Raw genomic sequence first — 21,403 nt, forward strand, 5'->3', positions numbered from 1 at the left:
AAAGCATTAATAATTATACATAATTCTAATGATCTTCATGAAAGGGCTTAGAATAGAATTTAATAGACAATCTGATTTTAATTGATATTAAACTGATCAGACTGAGAGTTGAAAATATGGCAATAATTCTTTTAGACACAAAAACTATAAATCGTATAGCAGCGGGAGAGGTAATAGAAAGGCCAGCGAGTGTAGTAAAGGAATTAGTAGAAAATGCAATAGATGCTGGAAGTTCAGAGATAGAGATCAAAATAGAAAGTGGTGGACGTAACCTTATAACTGTGACAGATGATGGAAATGGAATAGAAAAGGACGACTTAGAACTAGCATTTATGAGGCATGCCACTTCAAAATTAAGCGATAGTGAGTTAATAGAAATCAAGCACCTTGGGTTTAGGGGAGAAGCTTTACCTTCAATTGCAGCAGTAAGCAGAATGAAATTATCGTCTAAGGCAAGTGGAGCAAAGGAAGCATGGTCTATAAGGTATGAGGGAGGAGAAAAAATAAGAGAGATTACCCCTTGTTCTTTGTTGCAAGGTATATATATTGAAGTTCGTGACTTATTTTTTGCTACACCAAATAGACTAAAGTTTCTAAAAACCGAAAGGGCAGAAACACAAAGTATTGTTGATATTGTGAATAACTTAGCGATGATTAATTATAGTATTGGGTTTACTCTCACTTCTGGTAATAAAAAGCTCTTAAAATATGTTAAGCAAACTTCGCTGTTCAACAGATTATGTGAAATAGAAGAAGAATTTCAAAGCAATTCACTGGAAGTTAAAGAGGAAGAAGAAGGCATCAAACTTAAGGGACACATCTGTAAACCTAATGTCAATCGTGGCAACTCAACTCAGATTTATACGTTTGTTAATGGAAGGCCAATAAAAGACAATCTACTTGTTGGTGCAATTAGATATTCGTATCACGATTTTATTCCAAACAATAGGTATCCTTTTGCAGTGTTGCATTTAGAAGTACCATATGACCAAGTAGATGTAAATGTGCATCCAAATAAATCGGAAGTAAGATTTCAGAATAAAAGGCTAATATATGAAATAGTGAGAAGAGGGATAATAAAAACACTATCAACGAGATTTGCAGCGGGTGATCAAGGTATTGAAGAGGAGCTAATTTTTAATGATAGTAAAAGCCAAGAGCAGGTTGATAGTCAAGAGAAAAAAGATCAAAAAGAGTTTTATGAAAAGAGACCAAGTCTTTTAGAAAATCGTCTAATGAAAGAATTCAATGCACCAGATGAAAGAAGGCAAAGCTTACCAGAAACTTTTAAGTATGGAGAATCCCCACCCCAAAAGGGAACGATGGTTTTAGAAAGGAAGCAAATTGATTTGGTAGAGGATCATCCCCTAGGATATGCACGTTGTCAGGTCCACAATACTTACATTATTGCTGAGGCTGGAGATAGGCTGATTATAGTAGATCAACATGCAGCCTATGAGAGGTTGATATACGAGTGCTTAAAGCAAAAATCAAGCATAAAAAGACAAAAACTTCTTCCTGAAACAGTTGAAATTAAAAACCAAGCTGGAATGGGGATGGTTAAAACTTATAAAGATGAGCTTTTTGAAATGGGTTTTGATATTGAAATACAATCAGAAGATAAAGTAACGATAAAAGAAATACCTGCAATCTTGGGAACAATAGATATAAAAGAGATGCTAGTTGATATAGTAGATAAGTTAATGGAAATGGAAGATACGTTGCCAATAGAGGATAAGGTGAATAAAATATCAGCCACAATCGCTTGCCATGGAGCAGGAAGAAAAATGAAATTGGAAGAGATGAATGAGATACTAAGACAAATTGAGAAAACTCCATATTCTGGTCATGAAAGACCAACTTATATAGAAATGAAACTAATTGATATAGAAAAATTGTTTGAAAGGAGATGAGTTCAGTTTGTCAAAAAGGTTCCCAATTAAGTATACGTAACAGCTCTTCTGGTTATGGAGTATAAAATGTGAAAAAAAGAGAATAAATGCTCTAATTTTTTAGATTACAAAGTAATAGGACAGGAAGTAAGAAATCGTAGGTTAGCAAAGGGATATACTCAAAAAGATTTAGCAAAAAAAATCGATACAACATATCAGGTAATACTGCAATATGAAAAAGGAACACGCAGAATTTCAATTAAGAAGTTATATGAATTAGCAGAAGCATTATCAACAACTGCTAGAGATCTAGCTTGCGGACAAGAAGTATCAAATGAGGAAAGGTATGAGGAAGAAGAGATATTAAATCTAGTAAGAAGACATAAAGAGATTAAGGACCAAGAATTACGTGAAACGTTTTATTTATTAACTAAATTCATCCGTATTAGTGAGGAAGAAAGTGGAAAGGCAGTAAAAGTAGAGGTGGCAAAGGGTTTAGTTAAGGAAGGAGTTTCTGCTCATGTTATCTCTCAAACGACCAGTTTATCTATTGATGAATATGATAATGATGAGAAAAAAATTTCTATTCCGTATAAAGTAGGTCAAAGAATAAAAGAATGGAGATTGATACGAGGATACACTCAAGAAGATTTAGCAAGCAAAGTGGGCGTAATAAATCAAAGAATATATGAATATGAACAAGGACGAGCTGCTGTTTCACTTGAAATGTTAGATGAAATAGCAAAGATGCTATTAATTAATATTACAGATCTGCTTCCAGAAACAAGAGAAAATGAGAATAGTGAAGTGGAACTATCAAGGTTAATAGAAGAATACAAAAAGATTAAAAGCCAAGAATTACGTCATGTACTAATAAAATCTCTGTTTGAAAGCATACAAGTTTGCAAAGAGAAAGTGAAGAGAGTAGAAAAGATGAAAATTGCAAAGAATTTAGTTAAGGAAGGAATTTCTATCAATATTATTTTAAAAACAGTGGGCATCTCTTTAGACGAAATTCAACAAATTTAAAATAAAAAATCAGTATCTATTAATATCTTTACTTTTTGATGAAAAAATAAGTAAAAAAGATTGAAAAATTGATTTGACTTCACTCAAAAGCTATGGCCTTATGCCAATGCTGACAAAAAACAGCAGTAAATATATAAAAACATTTTGTTATTAGTGAAGGGTAATTTTTATGAATAATAAGGAAAATAGTAAAGATCGTAGAGAAGAAATAGAATTCAGAGCATTAGAAAGCAACGGTAAAGCACTACTTGATCGTGAAGTAATAGAAACGTTTCTAAGTGCAGTGCATGACAGGGAAGAAGCTCGAATTATTGCTAGAAAGCTAATAGATAGTTTTGGAATAGGAGGAGTTTTAGGCCAGGAAATAGATGACTTGAAAACTATAGAAGGGATAACTGACTCTACAGTAGCAGTAATTTTATGCCTAAAGGAAGCTGCAAAGAGAGTACCAAGAGAAGAGTTAAAGAAAGGACCTGTAATGGATAACTTGGAAACCATAGTAAAATATTTGAGGGTGAGTATTGGTTATTCAGAGGAGGAAAAGATGAAAATAATATATTTTGATCAAAAGTGCCGTTTAAAGGGGGAAGAAGTGTTCACTGGTACAGTGGATAAGGTACCTTTTTACATAAGAGAAGTAACAAGAAAGGCATTAATAAGAAAAGCGACGTCAATAATAATATCGCATAACCACCCAGAAGGAAGGTTAAAGCCATCTGATGAGGATGAAGCTGTAACTAAAGACTTGGCTAAAGCTTCTCATACTATAGGGATTAGGTTGCTGGATCACATTATCATCACAAGTGTTGGGTATTTTAGCTTTAAAGAGCAAGGACTGTTATAAAGCAGATGTTTGAAGATTTTCATGAGTTGTTTAACTACTTGAATGAAGAAAGTATTTGCAATCACATTAATCATTGCTTATAATTAATGAGAAAGTATATATTGAATTAATAATAAAGTAATAAAGTAGGTTATAGACTTAGTAAAGTATATTTAATAGCGGAGGCTAATATGGTTAATAAAATAATTGTACCTTTTGATGATCAAGAAGGAGGTACTTACGAGTTAAACATTGATCTTGATAGATTATCAAAAGGTGAGGTGTTAAATGCTATTGTAGGAATTGGTCGTACTAAGGAGCAATCCACCTTTGTAAGCAAAATTAATAAGGCTAAAAAGCCTGAAGAAATAGCACCTTTCCCTGGTAGAGAAGTTCGCGAAAACAAAATCAACTATGGGAAAGGATTTGACTATGTTTATGGCACAAAACCTGTAAGTGATCAAGAAGATAAAAATCCATTTGCTTCAGCTTTGAAAAAAATAAAGCCAAGTGCAGAAAAGTTGAGCTGGTTTAAGAGTGCTGTGGTAAGAGCAAAAAGTCCAAATGAACTGCACAAGGTTGTAGACGAAGCACTAGCTGCTGGAGCAAGGCTAAATGCATGTAATGATGGAGAGTGGAGCCTCGCGGAATATGTGATACTGGGCACACATTTTCATAAATTTGATAAGGCTGATCGTAAAAAGCTAATACGTAAATTAATGCTAAACGGTGCAGAGTTTCATGATACTTTATTGGAGAATAAATTGATAGGTGAAATCTATAATGAGCTACAACCAGAAGTTCAGCCACATATAGATGAGAGACTAGAAGAACTAGAGAAAGCTGGCGAAAGTGCTGTGCAAGAAGGAGAATTAATAGATGTTGAAATAGATAATACAACATCGTATATAGAATTTTCTGGGGATAGCAAGGTAGAGGTAGCCAAAATACTGGAAGCAAAAAGAGAGCTAGGAAGTAATATTTTAAAAATTGGCAATGATGCAGTTGAGGTTAAAAGTGAGAAGGGAGGTATAAGAAACTATATCGATATGTCAGATGGAAGCTCTATTATATTAGAATTTCCTACAAGCATTGGTAAGCTAGATATTATATTGTACCACGATGTAAAAAAATATGATCAAGTACAAGTCAGAGTAGAAAATAAGGAAATGTGGTCTAAATTACAAGAAAGAGGCGAAGAAATAGGAAAAAATTGTCTTTTTGCTGGAGTAAAACTTAAAGAAGCAGTAGAAAAGGGAAGTTTTATGAGATGTGGCATATGGAATAGCAAGCAGCTTATGAAGGAGGTTGATAGCCCAAGTGAAAAATTGTCTTCATGGGTAGATAAAGTACGTGAAAATAGTAAAGAAACTTTTAGGGGGCTTTAATTCATTTATTTTAAGGTTCCAGAGTCTACCATTATATCTGGAGCCTTTGAGCTATAGTAGAAAATATTATATGTATGGTTCTTTGTATGGAAAAAAGTCTAGACTGTGAGGTAGGGCAAAAAGTAAAAAATTGGAGGTTAGAGAGAGGGTATACTCAGAAGGATTTAGCGGAGAAGGTTGGTGTAAAGTACTGGGCAATACTGCAATATGAAAAAGGGAGTCGTAAAATTCCAATTAAGAAATTATATGCTATAGCAGAAGCATTATCAGTAAATGTTAAAGGTCTAGTTTGTGGAGAGACGCTACCAAATGAAAAAAGATATTTTGAAGATGAAGAAATATTAAATTTAGTAAAGGGTTATAAAGATAAAGAATTAAGCGAGGTATTTTATTTATTAACCAAATTTATTCGTTTGAGTGAGGAAAGAAGCAGAAAAGCGGTAAAAATAGAAGTAGCAAGGGGTTTGATGAAAGTAGGAGTTTCTGCTCATGTTATCTCTCGAACAACTAACTTATCTATTGGTGAGTATGAGGAGAACAAAATTCCGGTTCCATACAAAGTAGGGCAAAGGATAAAAGAGTGGAGATTGATACGAGGATATACACAAAAAGATTTAGCGAATAAAGTTGGCATAACAAATCAAGGAATATACGAATATGAACAAGGGAGAGCTGCTGTCTCACTTGAAATGTTAGATGAAATAGCAAAGGTATTATCAATCAGTATCATAGATCTACTTCCCGAATCAGATGAGGATAGTGAAGCGGAAGAAAAGCTATCAAAGTTGATAGAAGAATACAAAAAGATTGAGAGTCGGGAATTACGCGATATGCTAATCAAGTCTTTATTTGAAGGTATACATGTTTATAGAGAAAAGGTCAGAGAGGAAAAGAAGATTGAAGTTGCAAGGAATTTAGTGAAAGAAGGAATTTCTGTTGATATTATCTTGCAAACGACAGGCTTATCAAATTATATGATTGAGAAATTTTTGTGATTTCATAAAAACTTAGCCAATAGTGGATTTTTTTGTGATAGAATATATGTTTGCTTCTGTAGGAAAAACAGCTTTTAGAGGATTTATCTATGATAATTCAGAGCATATTGGCTCAGTAAGCTATGAGCTGGGGAAAAAATAGAAGGTTGTAGTATAGTACAAGGGTATACTCAGGCAAAATTAGCAAGCAAAATTGGTTTAACATATAAGGAAATACATAACTTTGAACTAGGGTGCAAGGCTATTACAATCAAAGAATCGTATATAATAGCAGGAGCATTGTCAGTTAATGTTATAGATCTACTTCCAGGACCAACAGTACTAAGAGAAAACAGTTGGTATGAAGATGAGGATAAAGAAATAGTCTATCTAACAAAAATACATAGAGAAATTAAGGATCAGGAATTACGCAAGAAGCTGTATCCATTAGTAAGGTTTGTATATATTAGCGAGAAAATTAGCCAAGAAGAAGCGAAAATAGAAGTAGCAAAGAATCTAGTGAAAGAAGGAGTTTCAGTTGATATTATTTCCCAAGTGACTCGCTTATCTACTTATGAATATGATGATATAGAGAAAGAAATTTGTACTGATTCTATACTCTACAAAGTGGGGAAAAGGATAAAAGAGCAGAGATTAATACGGGAATACACTCAGGAGGACTTGGCAAATAAAATCGGTTCAACACCTAAAGAAATACACGACTATGAACGAGGATATACAGACATTCCAATTGAAATATTATATAAGATAGCAAAGACATTATCAGTTAACATTAAAGCTCTTGGACTAACAGAATATGAAAATGAGCCAGTTTTTGGGTTTATAGGTAAATGCGAAAAAATTGAGGATCAAGAATTACTGGATACGGTAGCCAGATCTTTATCTGAAGGAATGCAAACTGGTAAAGAAAAGGTTAAAAAAGCAGAGAAAATCAAGATTGCAAAAGATCTAGTTAAGGAAGGTGTTGCTATTGATATTATTGTGCGAGCAAGTGGCCTAACTGCTGATGAGTTGGGTGAGTGTGAAAATTGAATGTGTTTAAGATATAAGTAAAGTTAGTTAATGATTTAACCAGCAGAATTTGCTAACCAACTTTTTTGGCTCAGTTGAATTTTGCTTGGTATAAATTAAGATATGAAATCGCAAAGTTTATCTATTAATTTCTGGTTGTCCTCTATCATTGCATTTGCCTCTTGCTGAAGAGATTTGATATTTTTGAGTGTAATATTGTCCATCTCAGTCGATGCTACTTTCAATTGCGATTGTATTCTTATATATTTATCGTCTATTACTTGTTCTAGTTGATAATCAACGCAATCCAATCCAGAGGCAAACATCACATTCAGTAGTGGCTTGATCCACCCTATTTTGCCAAATTTCCTTGAGTTAGCATACTTTATACTTCTATCTGTTCCACCAGTGCCTATTGATAGCAGTATAATCTCATCATTTGGAAATAACCTCTTACCACTTGCATATGCACAAGCCGCTGGATTATTTGCAAACACTCCACCATCTATCAATACTCTCTCTGTTTGGCTAATTTTCAGACGTTTTGGTGTGAAGTACGTTGGAGCAGCTGTTGTAGCTCTGAGTGCATCTTTCAACTTAATGTTTTTTTCTTTCCAACTTTTGAAGAAAAATTCACAACTATTGTGAATGTCATAACTGGTGAGTAGTAGATTACTCGCAACATCGGCCATAGTACTTTCACCAAAGTATTTGTTGAGAATAAATTCCATATTTCTATATGAGTACTGAGAACCACTCAGCCAAGAAGCAATTGATTTTCTCCAAAATGATGATTGAAAGATATATGCTCCATACTCTTGGTAAAGTTCAACCAAATCATTGGCAGAGTATTGAAGTTTATTGCTTTTACAAAGTCCAGCAACAATAATCCCACCGGTTGAGGTTCCTGCCATTAAACCAAAAATCTGGGAAATTGGCTTTTTTGTCCTAGATTCAATTTCTGCTAGAATAATGGCAGGTATTATCCCTCTAATGCCACCTCCATCTACAGATAAAATGTACTTTGTCACTGTAAAATTTATTTGTGTTTGTGAATAGCTTCAAGTTCGTTGACTTCTTCAGTGAGGTTTTTCACTCTCTCTTCAAGTCGATAGACTATTTCGATTAGTTCTTGGTTTTTTTCTACAAATTTATCATGGATATGTACACGTAGGTCGAGTTTTGCCAACCACCAGATTAACCCTACAGTCTGTACAACTATTGTTATTATTACCGCTATTGGGATTTTTTGCTTTTTCATGTGAAAATATTAACTTGTTATGGATAGTTTTGGAAATTTATATGCAGATTATAGAAAACTTACAGCTTTAGTGATTACTTTTTGTTGATTCGTATCGGTCCTCTGCTTCTGCAAGTAGCTTAATGATTTCATCATAAGGTTTGTCCTTATTATGCCGTGATCTTAATACAGCAATTTTCCTTGGTGTTTTTCCATCTGTATCTCTAATGGTAGGGTCTGAACCTTTGTCTAATAAAAATCTAATTATCTCCAATTTGCCTTCATATGTAGCTGCATGTAAAGGTGTCCATCTTTCATATTTCGTAGCATTTATATCAACTCCTTTTTCTACTAGGAATTTTACAACCTCTGCACATCCCTCTTCTGCAGCATAATGTAGTGCTGTTAATTTAGGGATCTGCACATTAATATCTAATAGATTTTCTACTAAGAATTTTACAGTCTCTAAGTTACAATTTTGAGAAGCAATGCGTAATATCGTTTTATAATTATCTGCAGCCTTTGCCTTCATGTAGGAATAGGTAGCAATAATACATACTATTACTGTTATAAGCCACCAAAAATGCAGCTTGTTTTTTGTATCTTGACCCAATTTATCCATATTCAACATCTTTTTAATATTAAATAGATCATTTACTCATTTTTTATTAACATTACTTACTCAAAGATGCTGACAACATAGTAAGGTAACCTGAGCTATTTAAAGTATGCTCCGCTCTATTAACTATCCATTCACCATCTACCGCTTGGTTAAAGTCTATAAGATTAAGTTTAGCTTCTGCAAAAATTTGAGGATTACCAGGCATAGTTATATCTAAAGCTTCATTGTTACGCTTCAATTGTTTCAACTTGGCATTTGCTGCACTCAGCGCTGACTCTGCATTAGAGTAAAGTTCCAGCATAATATAACTTGGCTCGCTACTACCAACTGTTTCTTTAATAGTTTCGCCCTTTTCATAGCTATGCCACTTTGCCACTACTGAATTATACTTATCACGTACGGTAAAATGTACTTTCCAGTTAATTGTATCTTGAGGTCTAATAGTCGTTGTTCCTAAAGCTTTTCCTGTGGCTGATTTTGCCATATTCTTTGAAATAAACAATATATACCCACCAGCTAATTTTGCCATTGCTTCACGCTCTGTTGCGATCTTTGTTAACAGACTTATATCACTTTCATCTGCCTGATTAATATGGGGTATCAATACATTCTTAAATTCCTTAGCGACTTTGTATCCATATCCATGTTTTTGGGCTATTTCTTTTACTAAGTTTTCTATGGTAATTTGGCGCCATTCTTTTGATACTTTTGCCTTCAAAGATATTCTTAAATTTGTTGCATGAGCTTTGATTAGTAGAGTCTTAGGTGGACCCTGTATAGTCACTTCGTTGACTGTATATATACCCATTGGAAAGATTCCAAATTCCTTATAACCTAGTGCTATGTTCAATTCATTCGGAATATCTATGTCTTCATCCCTGTAATTAACACACACTTCAACTACATCATCTATTATTCCTGATTCATCTGTAAGGTGCAATGATATAACTCTATCTTTAATTGATTCACATTTATCTATTATAAAATCTGGCTGCATTTATTCCCAGACCTTTAATTTTGACTTTTGTACTATTTTCTTAATAGTAGGAAGCTTTATCTTTAATCCTGCAGGCAAAAAGCTTCCGTATTCTGCCAAACCTAAGTTCTCTGCTAGTACTAATTCCACTACTCCATCAGTAAATCCGTAATGTTTCCAGCAAATCAGATCTAACATCTCATTTTCTTTACTCACATAGTATACAGTCATCTATAGCTTTTTAAACTCAAACTAAATTCAACTTTTCTTGGTAGTCCATTAGGTAAAAAATACATCTGCTTTTCTTCTAACCTAGTAATTACGAATTGTCCTAAAATATTACCTAAACTATCTACTAAAATATGTGGTTTTTCAGCTTCTTTCACACTCTTTAATTGATTTAGCCCGTTGAGATTATGCAGATAAATCATTCCTTCTAAATCTATATTTTCTACACCTTGACCGATATTTTGTAATAGTGGCATATTTTCAATACACTCAATCGTGCTCCAACGATTTTCTTTGCTATACTTTAAACTTGTGGGAGCAAACTTATACGGACCAAGAGATAGCATCAATAAAATGTCTCTACCGTATCAAATAAAACATCACGTGACTTTTCTCTTATCCTTTTTATTACTTCATCTGCAAGACTACGAACATCTTGGTTAGGTTCTGCTTTAATGCTGATAGTGTAATTATTAGTGATGTTCTGAGTTTTATTTTGTTCTTTATTTTCAAACTTACTCCTTGCAAATATCTTATCGCTCTCTGTAAACTTTTTCTCCTCAATAAGGCTTTTGACTCTGAAGCTATTTTTATTTCTCTTTGAAAATTCTTTAATTATACTGTTACCTAGCACAGGATTTCCACTGTTGAGAATATTACTCTTTATGGGAGTATGGACTGCTTTTATTTCAGTTTTTCTTTTTTCAAATTCTTTCAGTGGGCTATTTTCCAATACTTTTCCAAATACACTTTCCCCTATCCATGAAAAAGCTTTTCCTATAGGTTCAATGAGTGATTTCCACAAGCTAGAGAAAAAGTCTTTCACCTTTTGCCAGTTAGCTATAACAAGAGCTGCACCAGTAACAAGTCCAGCAACTAAAAGTCCTATAGGGTTAGCGAGTGTTATTGCTCTTAGTCCTGTTACTACTGCAGGAAAAACTGTAGCTGATAAAAATGAAAATACTCCAAGTAGGTTTGCTTTCAGACTAAAAATCGTACTTCCTAGCAATGTAAATCCGTATCCTAGTCCTACTGCTACAATTTTTAAACTTATCAAGGATGCTACAGTACCCATGATCGCCGTGGTTAAAGTTGGATATTTTTCTGCAAACTCTGCTATATATCTAGTTTTTTCTTGTAAAAATTCAGCTATAGATTTTAAAGTAGGCAACATCACTGAGCCCAGGTTCATACCAACTTCAGCTATTGCATTTCGAAGAAGTCGTAATTTATTAGCTGTAGTGTCTGCACGATTTTTGAATTCTTCTTGTAGAGAGCTCTTGTACTTTTCTGTATTAGCCAATAACTTTATTGCATCCTCATACTTATTAAAACTTCCAGCTAATAATGCAATATCATCTTGATATTCCTGACCAAAAAGTTTCATAAGGATTGTAGAACGTTCCTGGTTATCCATTTTCTTTAGAGTTTGAAAAAAATAGAGTAATGCTTCTTCGCCGTTTTCGCTTATTCTTTGTACTATTTCTTCTGCAGTTATTCCCATTTGCTCTAATGCTGCTTTAAAATCCCCTCCTTGTTCTTCAGCAGTCTGAAGTTTACTAAGTAGAGCATTTATAGCAGTTGCAGCTTTTTCAGGTGTTTTACCTAAGCTAATGAAAGCATTTGCTAAACTACTTGTTTTCTCGATATCCAAACCAAACTGCTTTGCAGTACCACCAACTATTGCTAGAGTTTCAACCATATCTCTTGCTTTAGCAGCAGTGTTATCTGATAAGTGGTTGATCACATTACCAACATGTTCCATTTTACTAACATCAATGCCATAAACGTTAGAGAGTTTAGCTATAGAATCACCTGCTTGCTCTGCAGACATATCAAATGCTGTAGACATTTTTGCCACTGTTTCTGTAAACATAAAAAGATCTTCTTTCTTGATACCAAGTTGACCACCACTTGCAGCTATTTGTGCCAGTTCTGCGGCTGATAATGGTATAGTGCGTGACATCTCTTTTAACTTCTTTGCAAATTTAGTTGCTTCATCCGTTCCTTTTTTAAAATCTACCACTTTTGTAACATCAGCCATAGCACTTTCAAAGTCAATCGCAACTTTAACTGGAGCTGCAAGCGTTAGCCCTAGCCCAATAGTCTCTATAATTTGTGACTTAAAATGTGCTTTGCTTGCTAAAAAACTTTGGTGACTACGTATTGCAGACCCAAGCTTACCATACTTACCTTTTAGCACTTCAATAGAAGAACCAAGTTTATATTGATCACTTACTAATGACTTAATATTTCTTCCACTTTTCCTTACTTCTTCATTAAATGAATGCAAAGCATCTCTCTTTTTCAAATATGCTTCTTTTGCTTTTGTTGCAGAAAACTTAGCTTTATCAAATTCAGCTTTTAAAGTTTTGCTCGGTTTCTATATTGCTTTCATTTGTTTAGCTAAAGATTTTACTTGATCTTCAAAGCCCTTCCACGACCTCCTGCTAGTCAAAACATCACTACCCAACTGCTTAAATTTTGATACTGATTTTAAAGATGAGTCAAGCTTTCTTATGTTCTCACCAAGATGAGTAAGTTGACTACTACTGCCCTTTATTACAGTATTAAAACTGCCATCAAGTACTGCACCTATTTTTATCGATAATACTGACATTTGAACTCCCTAGCTAATTTGCTCCATAAAATAAATTCACTAATCTCCATATCAAGTATTTGTTCAACTCCGCCTCCTACAACAGAGCTGAACATTAATACTTCTGACCTCAAGTTCTTTGAATAACTGGTGAAAAAAAATCCTTGAGCACCTCTTGTACTTTAACATAATCAGCAATATCTAACTCCTCAATTGATTCTTTTGCCACTGATGTTAAGTTCGCTGTCAGAGTGACTTCTTTACTTAAATCACTACCATTTAGCAGTTGTGTTAAAAGTCAATAGAGAAATGAAAAATACTGAAAAATAATTTTTACTTGGTGGGCTATAAAGCCAAAGATGCTTTTAACATATTTTACGTAATTTCGGAGGATTTATTGATGCAGGCAGCCAAGGCACGACAAAATATATAAACCTACAAAGCTAAAGCTATTCCGCGGACTATAGCAACTACAAATTCAGCGGAAAAAACAAAATTAATAACTTTATCAGCCAAAATTTCCAGGAGAAAAACATGTCTTGTATAACTGAACCAAATAATCTTGGTGACCTCTTAAAATATGAGGCATCAAATCTATACTCACGTGACCAAATTACTGTTGCTAAGGGACAAAACCTAAAGCTTGGAGCAGTGGTTAGCAAAAAGACAGATGATGGGGGCTTTATAAGAGCTCTAAATCCGCTAGGCACAGATGGTACTCAAACAGCAATAGGTGTGATTATAAACGATGTAAATAGTAAAGATGCAGATATTAAAGCAGTAATCATTACTCGCGTAGCTTTACTTGCTGATCATGCAATTGTCTGGCCAGCAAATATAACTGAAGAGCAAAAAACAGCAGCAATAAAACAACTTGAAGAGAGGGGTATTATTGTCCGTAAAGGAATCTGAATTTTATATTAATTTTTAATAGGAGCTAAACATTATGCAAAATTCACTTTCAAATCCAGCATTCAATATGACAGCATTAACTGGAGCTATTAATATTTTACCAATTAGTTTTGGTCGAACTGAAAGTTTAAAACTTTTTCCGAGTAAATCAGTAAGGTTTCGCCATATTGCCATTGAAGAACAAAACGGTTTTTTAGCACTACTTCCAACTCAAGTTCCAGGAGCACCAGCAACTGTTGGAAAAATAAGTTGTAATATTTGATTTAAATTCTTTTAAAAAGTGTGGATGTAGATAAGTGCTTTCAGTCTGTGTAAGCGCACTTATCCACATCCACACTAATCTGCTAGTGTTGGATCTAAGCAGACTTAGGGCTGTATTCCTCAGTAAAAACCCTGTCATCTCTTACTAAAGAGTTAGCAAGTAAAAGTAACTTTCTCATAGCAGCAGTGGAAGCAACTTTATATGGTTTTTTATATTGATTATGTAACCTATCAAAAAAAGTTTTTATGAAAGAATTCCATTTCCGCGCACTAAGAATACACATATACAAGACTGTTCTAATTTGTGACCTACCGCCTTGAATGCACCTTTTTCCTTTATTAAAACCACTGTCTCGATTAAAAGGTGCAACTCCGGCAATGCTAGATATTTGCTTTCTTTGAAGAGTTCCTAATTCTGGCAGATAACAAATAATAGTAATAGCTGTGATTTTACTTACACCTGGTATACTAGTTATTGATATGTATTTTTTTTTAAGCTCTTGACTTTGTTCAATCAACTCAATCATCTCATCTTCTAAAACTTGAATTTGATTCTGTAATATGACAAGTAGCTCTTCCATTTGTTTGATTATGGATATATCAGTTACTTGATGAGCTTGAGTTTTTTGTATTTTTGCCATTTCTACTAGTTGATTTCTACGAGATAGCTTTTGCCTCAAGAAGTCAACATTACTAACTTTTAAAGGAGTAACGCGCATATCTGTATTATTAATATAACGTGAGATAATGCTGCAGTCTATTTTATCAGTTTTAGTAGCAATACCAAGGCTTTTTGCATAGTCTCTCACCCATCTAGGTTGAATTACATATACTTCGAAACCATGGCTTAGTAAAGTATAAGCACATAATTTTTCGTACCCACCAGTTGCTTCAAGTCCAACTTTGATTACATTATGTAAATGCAAAAAGTCGAGTATTTGATCAATAGCTTGAACGTTATTTTCAAATACTTTATAATGTCCAAGTGGATGAATGTGGATATCTAGTTTATTTTTGCTAAAATCAATGCCAGCAATGATATTTGATAAATTCATAATTCCTCCATAGAATAACATGTAATACTGCATTTTCCACCCTTATATACGAGCCTAAAAGCTCAATCAGTTGTTCGGAACTTTTCAGTAAATAATCAGGGAAGAGAACCTTGCTAAATTACGGTCCTTTATGACCAAGGCGATCTACGGTTCCTCTTCTCTGCATGTTCTTAATATTACCACTTTGTAATATTTATGAACTTGTTTTTAACATATAAGCGGTTCTGGCAGCACACTGATTGCATGTGAGAGAACAGGAAGAATTTGTAGAACAATAGAGCTAGATTCAAAGTTTGTAGATGTAACCATAAAACGTTGGCAAATATACACAGGTAGGGAGGCAATTCTTTCTGGTACTGGTAAAACTTTTGCAGAAATTCAAGAAGAAAAACAGTAAGAAAAAAGTGGAAGGGATAATGCAAACAGAAATTTAGTAAGCCTGAGTAGTTGTAATATTAATTTACTGGTATATACCGTATTTTAATGAGTTTAGCGTAACAAATAACTTTGGATTAAATGTGATGCACTCAATGAATCAAGCAAAGACGTCAGCTGGAGTAGTAACGTCGCAAACAAGTAATGAAACATCGTTGTTTTCTGAAGAAGTAGAAAATAATGTTTCAGATTCTACACTATCTGTTAAGAAGAGAATTGAATTGTTTGAAAAAGGTACGAAGCAAACACCTATTATTAAGGAGAAACATATGAAGCAAACTTGTGGTAGTCACGATCTGAAGCAGTGCAACACTGAATACAAGGCAGCTTTTTCGAATGTGATTAGAAATGGTAGTGATAGCAGTATTACACTAGAAATGGACGAGGCAGGTGCTGATCAATTTGATGCACTTTCATCATTAGATGAGGGTGAAGACATAGAGGACGAATTTAATGCAGTTTGTGAGGCAAATGGAATAGGATATAACGGTGGATATTATCCTGATCAGTTTAATGTGGCATTCAGCACATCTTCCAACTGCCAAACATATGACAAAATAGATGTGCATGAAGAGGATAGAAAATCAGGGGATAAGCCAAAGTCATCACCTAAAATCGTACAGCAGGACAATAGTAGGAGTGTGGCTCCACCTTCACCTAGAACAGCAAAAAATCATGTGTCAAATGTTATACAGTCTATTGCACCATCAAAATCATCATTAGAAGTAAAATCATATAACGAGGAAAATATAGAGGAACTAGTTAATGCTGATCCTATTTATTCAGAAATAAACGAAGAACTAGCTAATGGCGAGCCTATTTATTCAAAAATAAACCAAGATACAAAATCTCCAAAAAAGGTTTTAGAAGGGAGTGATAGTGGAATAAGTGGTAATAGCTTTGGAGTACAAAGATCAGATCTACAGAAACTGAAAGATAACTCAATATCTGATAGAGAGGGAGCATCAGAAAGGTCATCTATTGACACACTTAGTGATATATCTTCAAATATTTTGCTACATGAAAGTGATCAAACAAATAGTGGAGGAGTGAATTCAGAAACTCCATTAATTAAAAAAGAAAAGAAAACAAATAGAATTTTGCCAAGAGTAAAATATACAGTGCAGCAGAAGGAATTTATAATTTTCGGTATAGCTGCTGTTGCACTTAGCGTTTCTGCAGCTTTGGTATATTTACAGAATAAAGCACAATTAATTGCATTTTTTGCAAACAGTACCATCTATGTGACTATACCAATTCTAGCTGTTGCACTATTGGTTGCAATTAGTCCGATATTTTGTGGAATAAAGCAATTTAGAGATATTGAAGAGTGTCAAGTAGGGAGAAAGAATGCGAATGAAACTTTGAATCAGGTGCTAAAGTATCAACCAAAAGATAAAGTAATAAAATCAGTCAAACTGGAATACAGCAATGGTACTCATTCACATTTTACACTTAACGCTTGGAAGGGTAAGAACAATTTCATTAATATTGACGACAAAGTCATTAGTAGAAGAAATAAAGTAGAATCAGTAATCAAAGATAGGCCATTATTTACAGCATTATTAAGCAGTTTGGTTGCTGCAAATATAGTATGGCCTTTATTACTGTATGTGGAAGGTGGTATTAGTAGTGTACAGAAGTTTTACCATAATGCTTTGATTAATAACGTAGGGCTATCAGTACTTGTAGGCTCGAGTATACTTGCACTATCAATGATATGCCTTGGAGTACATTACTACAGAAAAACAAATTGCACAAATCTTGTATATTGTGAGGAAAGAGTTGAACCAGAAAAAGTTAATGAAAAGTTCATTGAGGAAATAAAGGAAGCAAGAATAAAAGTGCTTGAAGAAAACCATAGTAAAGATGCTAAATGCAGCAGTTTAACGCTAGAGCAAGTAGTGGTTGAATCTCATAACTACAAAGATGTAATTTATAGTATTAGTTGAAAATAGCCAAATTTCACCATATAAAAAGAAAGCAGCTATAAACCGGAGTACTTCGCTTGATGTTAGTAAAGTATCTCTAAAACATTGGAAAGTATAAACAAGTAAGGAATTGCTGATATTGGCAAAACCTTTTCAGAGACTCAAGAAGAAAACTCGTAAAAAATAGGCAAAAAAAAGTGAAAATCACGCAAACAGAATGGGCAAAAGAACTAGGATTTTCAAAGCAATATGTCTGTTCTTTGGTAAAGAAAGGAATTGTTGAACTCAAAGATGGGCTCATTGACCGAGAACAAGCAAATGAAGCGGTAGCAGCAATAAGAGATCCAAGTCAACCACTCAGGAGAAAGAACAACCTAGAGCACGAAGAAAAACTTTCAACGATATTGCTAAAAACGCGAATAAAAAATGAAATGGAGCGTGGTAAACTATTGGAAGCTAAAGTGAAAGCTGAAGTAGGTAAATTTGTGTCAATTGAAGAGGTAAAAACTGAAGCATTTAACATAGCAAGAGTTGTCCGTAATAATTTACTTAATATTCCAAATAGAGTTTCAGCACTGCTTGCATCACTGAGCGACACTGAAAAGATTCATATGGCGCTAACTGAAGAGATTACAAGCTCACTTGAAGAATTATCTAACGCTAAATTTTAAACATAAAAAGATTTTGAATACAAAATGGCTGATAACTTAAGTTTAGAGTTAATAAAGTGTTTAATCAATCAACCTGGATTAGATGTTAATGTCAGAGGGTTAAACGGAAAGACCCCACTACATTGCGCTATAGAGTTTGACGAATTAAGTATGGTAGATTTGTTACTCACAAAGAAGAACATTAATCCTTTTGTAGAAGATAATGACGGTAAAACATCTCTTGATTACGCCAAAGAAGGGAAAAAAGCAGAAATATTACAAGCGCTAATTAATAACAAATACGGGTCAGAACAAGATAGCTTACTTCATTTGGCCGCAATGATAGGTGAAGTTAATGCAGTTAGATATTTGATCAGAAAAGGTATTGACGTTAATGCACGAAATGCTTTGCATCATACGCCATTACATCTAGCAGCGGGCATAGGACATGAAAATGTTGTAAAAATTTTAGTGGAAGAAGGAAAAGCCGAAATAGATGTCTTTGATGCACGAAATCAGACACCAATGCACTATGCAGTTAATAATAAAAAGTTGGAGATAGTAAAGTTACTGCTGAAGCTAGGAGCAGATGTAAATAGTGCACGTATGGGACAAAACTCAATGAAATTGTCACCTGTTCATATAGCTGTAAGTAATACTAATTACGATGAAAGAGACTTATGTCTTGATATCCTCAAATGCTTAATAAAGGAGCCTAATGCTCAAGTTAATTTACAAGACTACGAAAATAAAACGCCACTACATTACGCTGAAAGACTTAAAACAATAGAGGTCTTACTAACGCGAGAAGATATAGACCCTCTGGTAAAAGACGATAGCGGCAAGACACCATTTGATTACGCTAGACCTGAGATAAAGAAGACTTTGATGAGCAATAAATATGGTTCTGAAAAGAATAGTCTATTGCATTTAGCTGCACAAAAAGGAGAAATTGAACTTGTAGATGCAATTTTAAAAGAAGAAATCGATATTGATATTTCAAACAATAGAAGTCTATCACCGATTTACCTTGCTGCGGAAAAAGGGCATTTACATGTAGTAAAGTTATTGCTGAAAAAAGGAGCAAGTTATACACCTGTTTTGCACTTAGCAATCAAGTCAAATAATTTAGAATTACTTAAAGTTTTATTCAATGAAAAAAATGGAGCGTTACTCTGCAGAGATATCGTTGTTAATTTTCCAACCCTTCATAATAAATATATAGCACAGAGAGAAATAGCAGATAAAAGGATGAAAAAACATAATAATATTATCTGCATCTGTATTACAGTTAGCGCAGTAGCAATGGCAGCATATATAGGTTTAACGGTAACAGCAATAAGCAGTGCAATCATTTTTGCAACAATAACAGGGGTATTTGCGCTTGTTATAGCAATAATGATAAGTGAGATGAGCAAAAGATATATAGAAAAAGAGTTTCAGAAAAAGATGTTTATGGAACTGGAAGAGTGTAGTTCTACTGTTAATGATGTTGAAATAGAACCAATTATGAGTAGATGCAGACAATGATATACGCAACATCTTTTTCTGAAGGTTTAAGACCAGATCCAGAGCTTAAAGTATCAGAGTGGGCGAATGAGTATCGAGTTTTAGCAGCAACTTCAGCATCAGAGCCAGGAAAATGGAGAACAGAGAGAACGCCATACCTTGAAGAAATCATGGATTCACTTTCTCCGTCCTCACCAGCAGAAAAAGTAGTATTCATGAAAGGAGCGCAGATTGGAGGAACAGAAGCAGGAAATAATTGGATTGGCTATATCATCGATCAAACACCAGGTCCAATGCTAGTAGTGCAGCCTACAGTTGAAATGGGAAAACGTTGGTCTAAAGGAAGATTTGCGCCGCTTATCGAAAGTACACCATGTTTAAAGGGCAAAGTAAAAGATCCAAGGTCAAGAGATTCAGGTAACACTGTACAAAGTAAGGAATTTCCAGGTGGAATAGTAGTAATAACCGGAGCAAACAGCAGTGTAGGACTTAGATCTATGCCAGTGAAATATCTCTTTCTTGATGAGATTGATGCCTATCCAGGAGACTCAGGAGGTGAAGGAGATCCAGTACTGCTCAGTATTGCACGAACTAATACATTTGCACGGCGAAAGATTTTTTTAGTATCAACACCAACGATTCATGGAATAAGCAGAATTGAGAAAGAATTTGAAGCAACAGATAAGAGATATTTTTTTGTACCATGTCCGCATTGTAATTACTATCAAGTTCTAAAGTGGTCACAAATAAAATGGGAAGATAAAAATCCAAATACAGCACACTATATATGTATAGAATGTGGTAAAAAGATAGAAAATCATCAAAAGACAGAGATGCTTGAACGTGGAGAATGGAGAGCTACAAATCAAGTACAAAATAGCAAAGTAATAGGATTTCACCTTTCAAGTCTTTATAGCCCAGTTGGCTGGTATAGCTGGACTCGAGCAGTAGAAGATTTTCTCCATGCAAAAGAGAGTGAGCAATTACTGAAAGTTTGGATAAATACTACGCTTGGAGAAACTTGGGTAGATAAAGGAGAAGTACCAGACTGGAAGCAATTATTTAACAGGAGAGAATTTTTCCCGTAGGCACAGTACCTAGGAGAGAAGTGGTACTTACTGCAGGAGTAGATGTCCAAAAAGATCGGTTAGAAGTAGAAGTTGTAGCCTGGGGAAAAAGCCGTGAAAGTTGGTCAATAGACTATCGAGTATTTGAAGGAGATACAGGAGGTGGAGAAGTATGGGGAAAGCTTTCAGAGTTACTCAATCATCATTTTATCGGTGAAAATGGGCTTGAATATATGATAAGTATGATGGCGGTTGATGCAGGGTATGCAACGCAGGAAGTTTACAACTGGGTGAGAAGTCATCAAGGGTCTGGAAGAGTAATGGCAGTGAAAGGTGTAAATAAAGCACTAGTGCCGCTGAGTAGCCCAAGTAGAGTTGATATAACAGTTGGTGGTCAAAAGCTAAAGAGAGGAATAAAGCTCTGGCCAGTAGGAGTATCAATATTAAAGTCAGAACTTTTTCAATTACTTAATGTTTTAAAAGAAGAAGAGAAAGTGCCAGCAGGATACTGTCATTTTCCTGAGTATGCACCTGAATATTTTAAGCAGCTAACGGCAGAGCAATTAGTCAGCAAGGTAGTAAAAGGATACACCAAACAGGAGTGGCAAAAGGTAAGAGACAGAAATGAAGTACTAGATTGCCGAATTTATGCGAGAGCAGCATCGATAGCACTGGGAATAGACAGATGGCCAGAGAGTAAATGGAATAGTTTGAGTGGAAAAATGGAAAGTAAAAAGCCTAAAAAAGTGAGGCAAAGTAAATGGTTGAATGAGAAGTAAA

17 protein-coding genes and 5 pseudogenes are annotated in these 21,403 nt (G+C 34.4%); 13 read left to right on the top strand and 9 right to left on the bottom strand.

Annotated features, from left to right (window positions below):
* The first annotated feature begins 116 nt into the window (after positions 1–116).
* The 6 genes and pseudogenes from mutL (at position 117) to wmk (OOK87_RS00845) (ending at position 7,159) form a co-directional block, all read left to right on the top strand.
* Complete coding sequence (gene mutL / locus OOK87_RS00820) at positions 117–1,913, top strand: DNA mismatch repair endonuclease MutL (RefSeq protein ID WP_264687782.1); 1,797 nt, start codon at positions 117–119, stop codon at positions 1,911–1,913.
* Between the two features lie 72 nt (positions 1,914–1,985).
* A pseudogene (wmk, locus tag OOK87_RS00825) lies at positions 1,986–2,921 on the top strand (WO male-killing family protein Wmk); the annotation flags it as partial.
* Positions 2,922–3,090: 169 nt separating this feature from the next.
* Positions 3,091–3,765 carry a JAB domain-containing protein gene (locus tag OOK87_RS00830; protein WP_264687783.1) on the top strand — a complete coding sequence of 225 codons (675 nt, stop codon included), beginning with the start codon at positions 3,091–3,093 and terminating at the stop codon, positions 3,763–3,765.
* Between the two features lie 170 nt (positions 3,766–3,935).
* Positions 3,936–5,132 carry a hypothetical protein gene (locus OOK87_RS00835; RefSeq protein WP_213863739.1) on the top strand — a complete coding sequence of 399 codons (1,197 nt, stop codon included), beginning with the start codon at positions 3,936–3,938 and terminating at the stop codon, positions 5,130–5,132.
* An 86-nt stretch (positions 5,133–5,218) separates the two neighbouring features.
* Positions 5,219–6,127, top strand: a complete 909-nt coding sequence (gene wmk, locus OOK87_RS00840) for a WO male-killing family protein Wmk (protein ID WP_006013992.1) — start codon at positions 5,219–5,221, stop codon at positions 6,125–6,127.
* 153 nt (positions 6,128–6,280) lie between these two features.
* Positions 6,281–7,159, top strand: coding sequence for a WO male-killing family protein Wmk (gene wmk / locus OOK87_RS00845; protein WP_458694279.1), 879 nt, complete (start codon positions 6,281–6,283; stop codon positions 7,157–7,159).
* A 95-nt stretch (positions 7,160–7,254) separates the two neighbouring features.
* Here the strand turns inward: wmk (OOK87_RS00845) and OOK87_RS00850 are convergent, their stop codons facing one another.
* The 8 genes and pseudogenes from OOK87_RS00850 to OOK87_RS00885 form a co-directional block, all read right to left on the bottom strand.
* Positions 7,255–8,169 (bottom strand): patatin-like phospholipase family protein, encoded by a 915-nt coding sequence (locus OOK87_RS00850; RefSeq protein ID WP_264687785.1) that lies wholly within the window; start codon positions 8,167–8,169, stop codon positions 7,255–7,257.
* 8 nt (positions 8,170–8,177) lie between these two features.
* Complete coding sequence (locus OOK87_RS00855; protein WP_108783956.1) at positions 8,178–8,399, bottom strand: hypothetical protein; 222 nt, start codon at positions 8,397–8,399, stop codon at positions 8,178–8,180.
* Between the two features lie 67 nt (positions 8,400–8,466).
* Entirely contained in the window at positions 8,467–9,000 is a 534-nt protein-coding gene (locus OOK87_RS00860) for an ankyrin repeat domain-containing protein (RefSeq protein ID WP_155968672.1), read from the bottom strand.
* Positions 9,001–9,052: 52 nt separating this feature from the next.
* Positions 9,053–9,997, bottom strand: coding sequence for a contractile injection system protein, VgrG/Pvc8 family (locus OOK87_RS00865; protein WP_108783958.1), 945 nt, complete (start codon positions 9,995–9,997; stop codon positions 9,053–9,055).
* Positions 9,998–10,207: a tail protein X gene (locus OOK87_RS00870; RefSeq protein ID WP_006015620.1), complete on the bottom strand. Its 210-nt coding sequence runs from the start codon at positions 10,205–10,207 to the stop codon at positions 9,998–10,000.
* On the bottom strand, positions 10,204–10,551 hold the full coding sequence (locus OOK87_RS00875; RefSeq protein WP_039950887.1) for a phage tail protein: 348 nt from the start codon (positions 10,549–10,551) through the stop codon (positions 10,204–10,206). The genes OOK87_RS00870 and OOK87_RS00875 overlap by 4 nt, the downstream gene beginning before the upstream one ends.
* A pseudogene (locus OOK87_RS00880) lies at positions 10,551–12,824 on the bottom strand (phage tail tape measure protein). Before OOK87_RS00880 ends, OOK87_RS00875 begins: the two are co-directional and overlap by 1 nt.
* 109 nt (positions 12,825–12,933) lie before the next feature.
* Positions 12,934–13,089, bottom strand: coding sequence for a phage tail assembly protein (locus OOK87_RS00885; RefSeq protein ID WP_406719583.1), 156 nt, complete (start codon positions 13,087–13,089; stop codon positions 12,934–12,936).
* A gap of 248 nt (positions 13,090–13,337) precedes the next feature.
* Between OOK87_RS00885 and OOK87_RS00890 the strand changes: the two genes are divergently transcribed.
* Both OOK87_RS00890 and OOK87_RS00895 read left to right on the top strand, forming a co-directional pair.
* Positions 13,338–13,715, top strand: a complete 378-nt coding sequence (locus OOK87_RS00890) for a head decoration protein (protein WP_264687786.1) — start codon at positions 13,338–13,340, stop codon at positions 13,713–13,715.
* A 34-nt stretch (positions 13,716–13,749) separates the two neighbouring features.
* Positions 13,750–13,959, top strand: a pseudogene (locus OOK87_RS00895) (major capsid protein); the annotation flags it as partial.
* A gap of 112 nt (positions 13,960–14,071) precedes the next feature.
* On the opposite strand, the gene OOK87_RS00900 reads toward OOK87_RS00895, so the two are convergent.
* Positions 14,072–15,031, bottom strand: a complete 960-nt coding sequence (locus OOK87_RS00900; protein WP_264687787.1) for an IS110 family RNA-guided transposase — start codon at positions 15,029–15,031, stop codon at positions 14,072–14,074.
* A gap of 217 nt (positions 15,032–15,248) precedes the next feature.
* Between OOK87_RS00900 and OOK87_RS00905 the strand changes: the two are divergent.
* The 5 genes and pseudogenes from OOK87_RS00905 to OOK87_RS00925 all read left to right on the top strand — a co-directional run.
* A pseudogene (locus OOK87_RS00905) lies at positions 15,249–15,428 on the top strand (DNA methylase N-4); the annotation flags it as partial.
* A 124-nt stretch (positions 15,429–15,552) separates the two neighbouring features.
* Positions 15,553–17,418 carry a hypothetical protein gene (locus OOK87_RS00910; protein ID WP_264687788.1) on the top strand — a complete coding sequence of 622 codons (1,866 nt, stop codon included), beginning with the start codon at positions 15,553–15,555 and terminating at the stop codon, positions 17,416–17,418.
* 176 nt (positions 17,419–17,594) lie between these two features.
* Entirely contained in the window at positions 17,595–18,068 is a 474-nt protein-coding gene (locus tag OOK87_RS00915; RefSeq protein ID WP_264687789.1) for a hypothetical protein, read from the top strand.
* A gap of 24 nt (positions 18,069–18,092) precedes the next feature.
* A complete protein-coding gene (locus OOK87_RS00920) occupies positions 18,093–19,577 on the top strand; it encodes an ankyrin repeat domain-containing protein (RefSeq protein WP_264687790.1) in 1,485 nt (494 codons plus the stop codon).
* Positions 19,574–21,402, top strand: a pseudogene (locus tag OOK87_RS00925) (phage terminase large subunit family protein). The gene OOK87_RS00920 and the pseudogene OOK87_RS00925 overlap by 4 nt, the downstream one beginning before the upstream one ends.
* Position 21,403: the final 1 nt, after the last annotated feature.

Origin of the sequence: Wolbachia endosymbiont (group A) of Sympetrum striolatum, assembly GCF_947250715.1 — a bacterium.
In the GTDB taxonomy this organism is placed as follows: Bacteria; Pseudomonadota; Alphaproteobacteria; order Rickettsiales; family Anaplasmataceae; genus Wolbachia.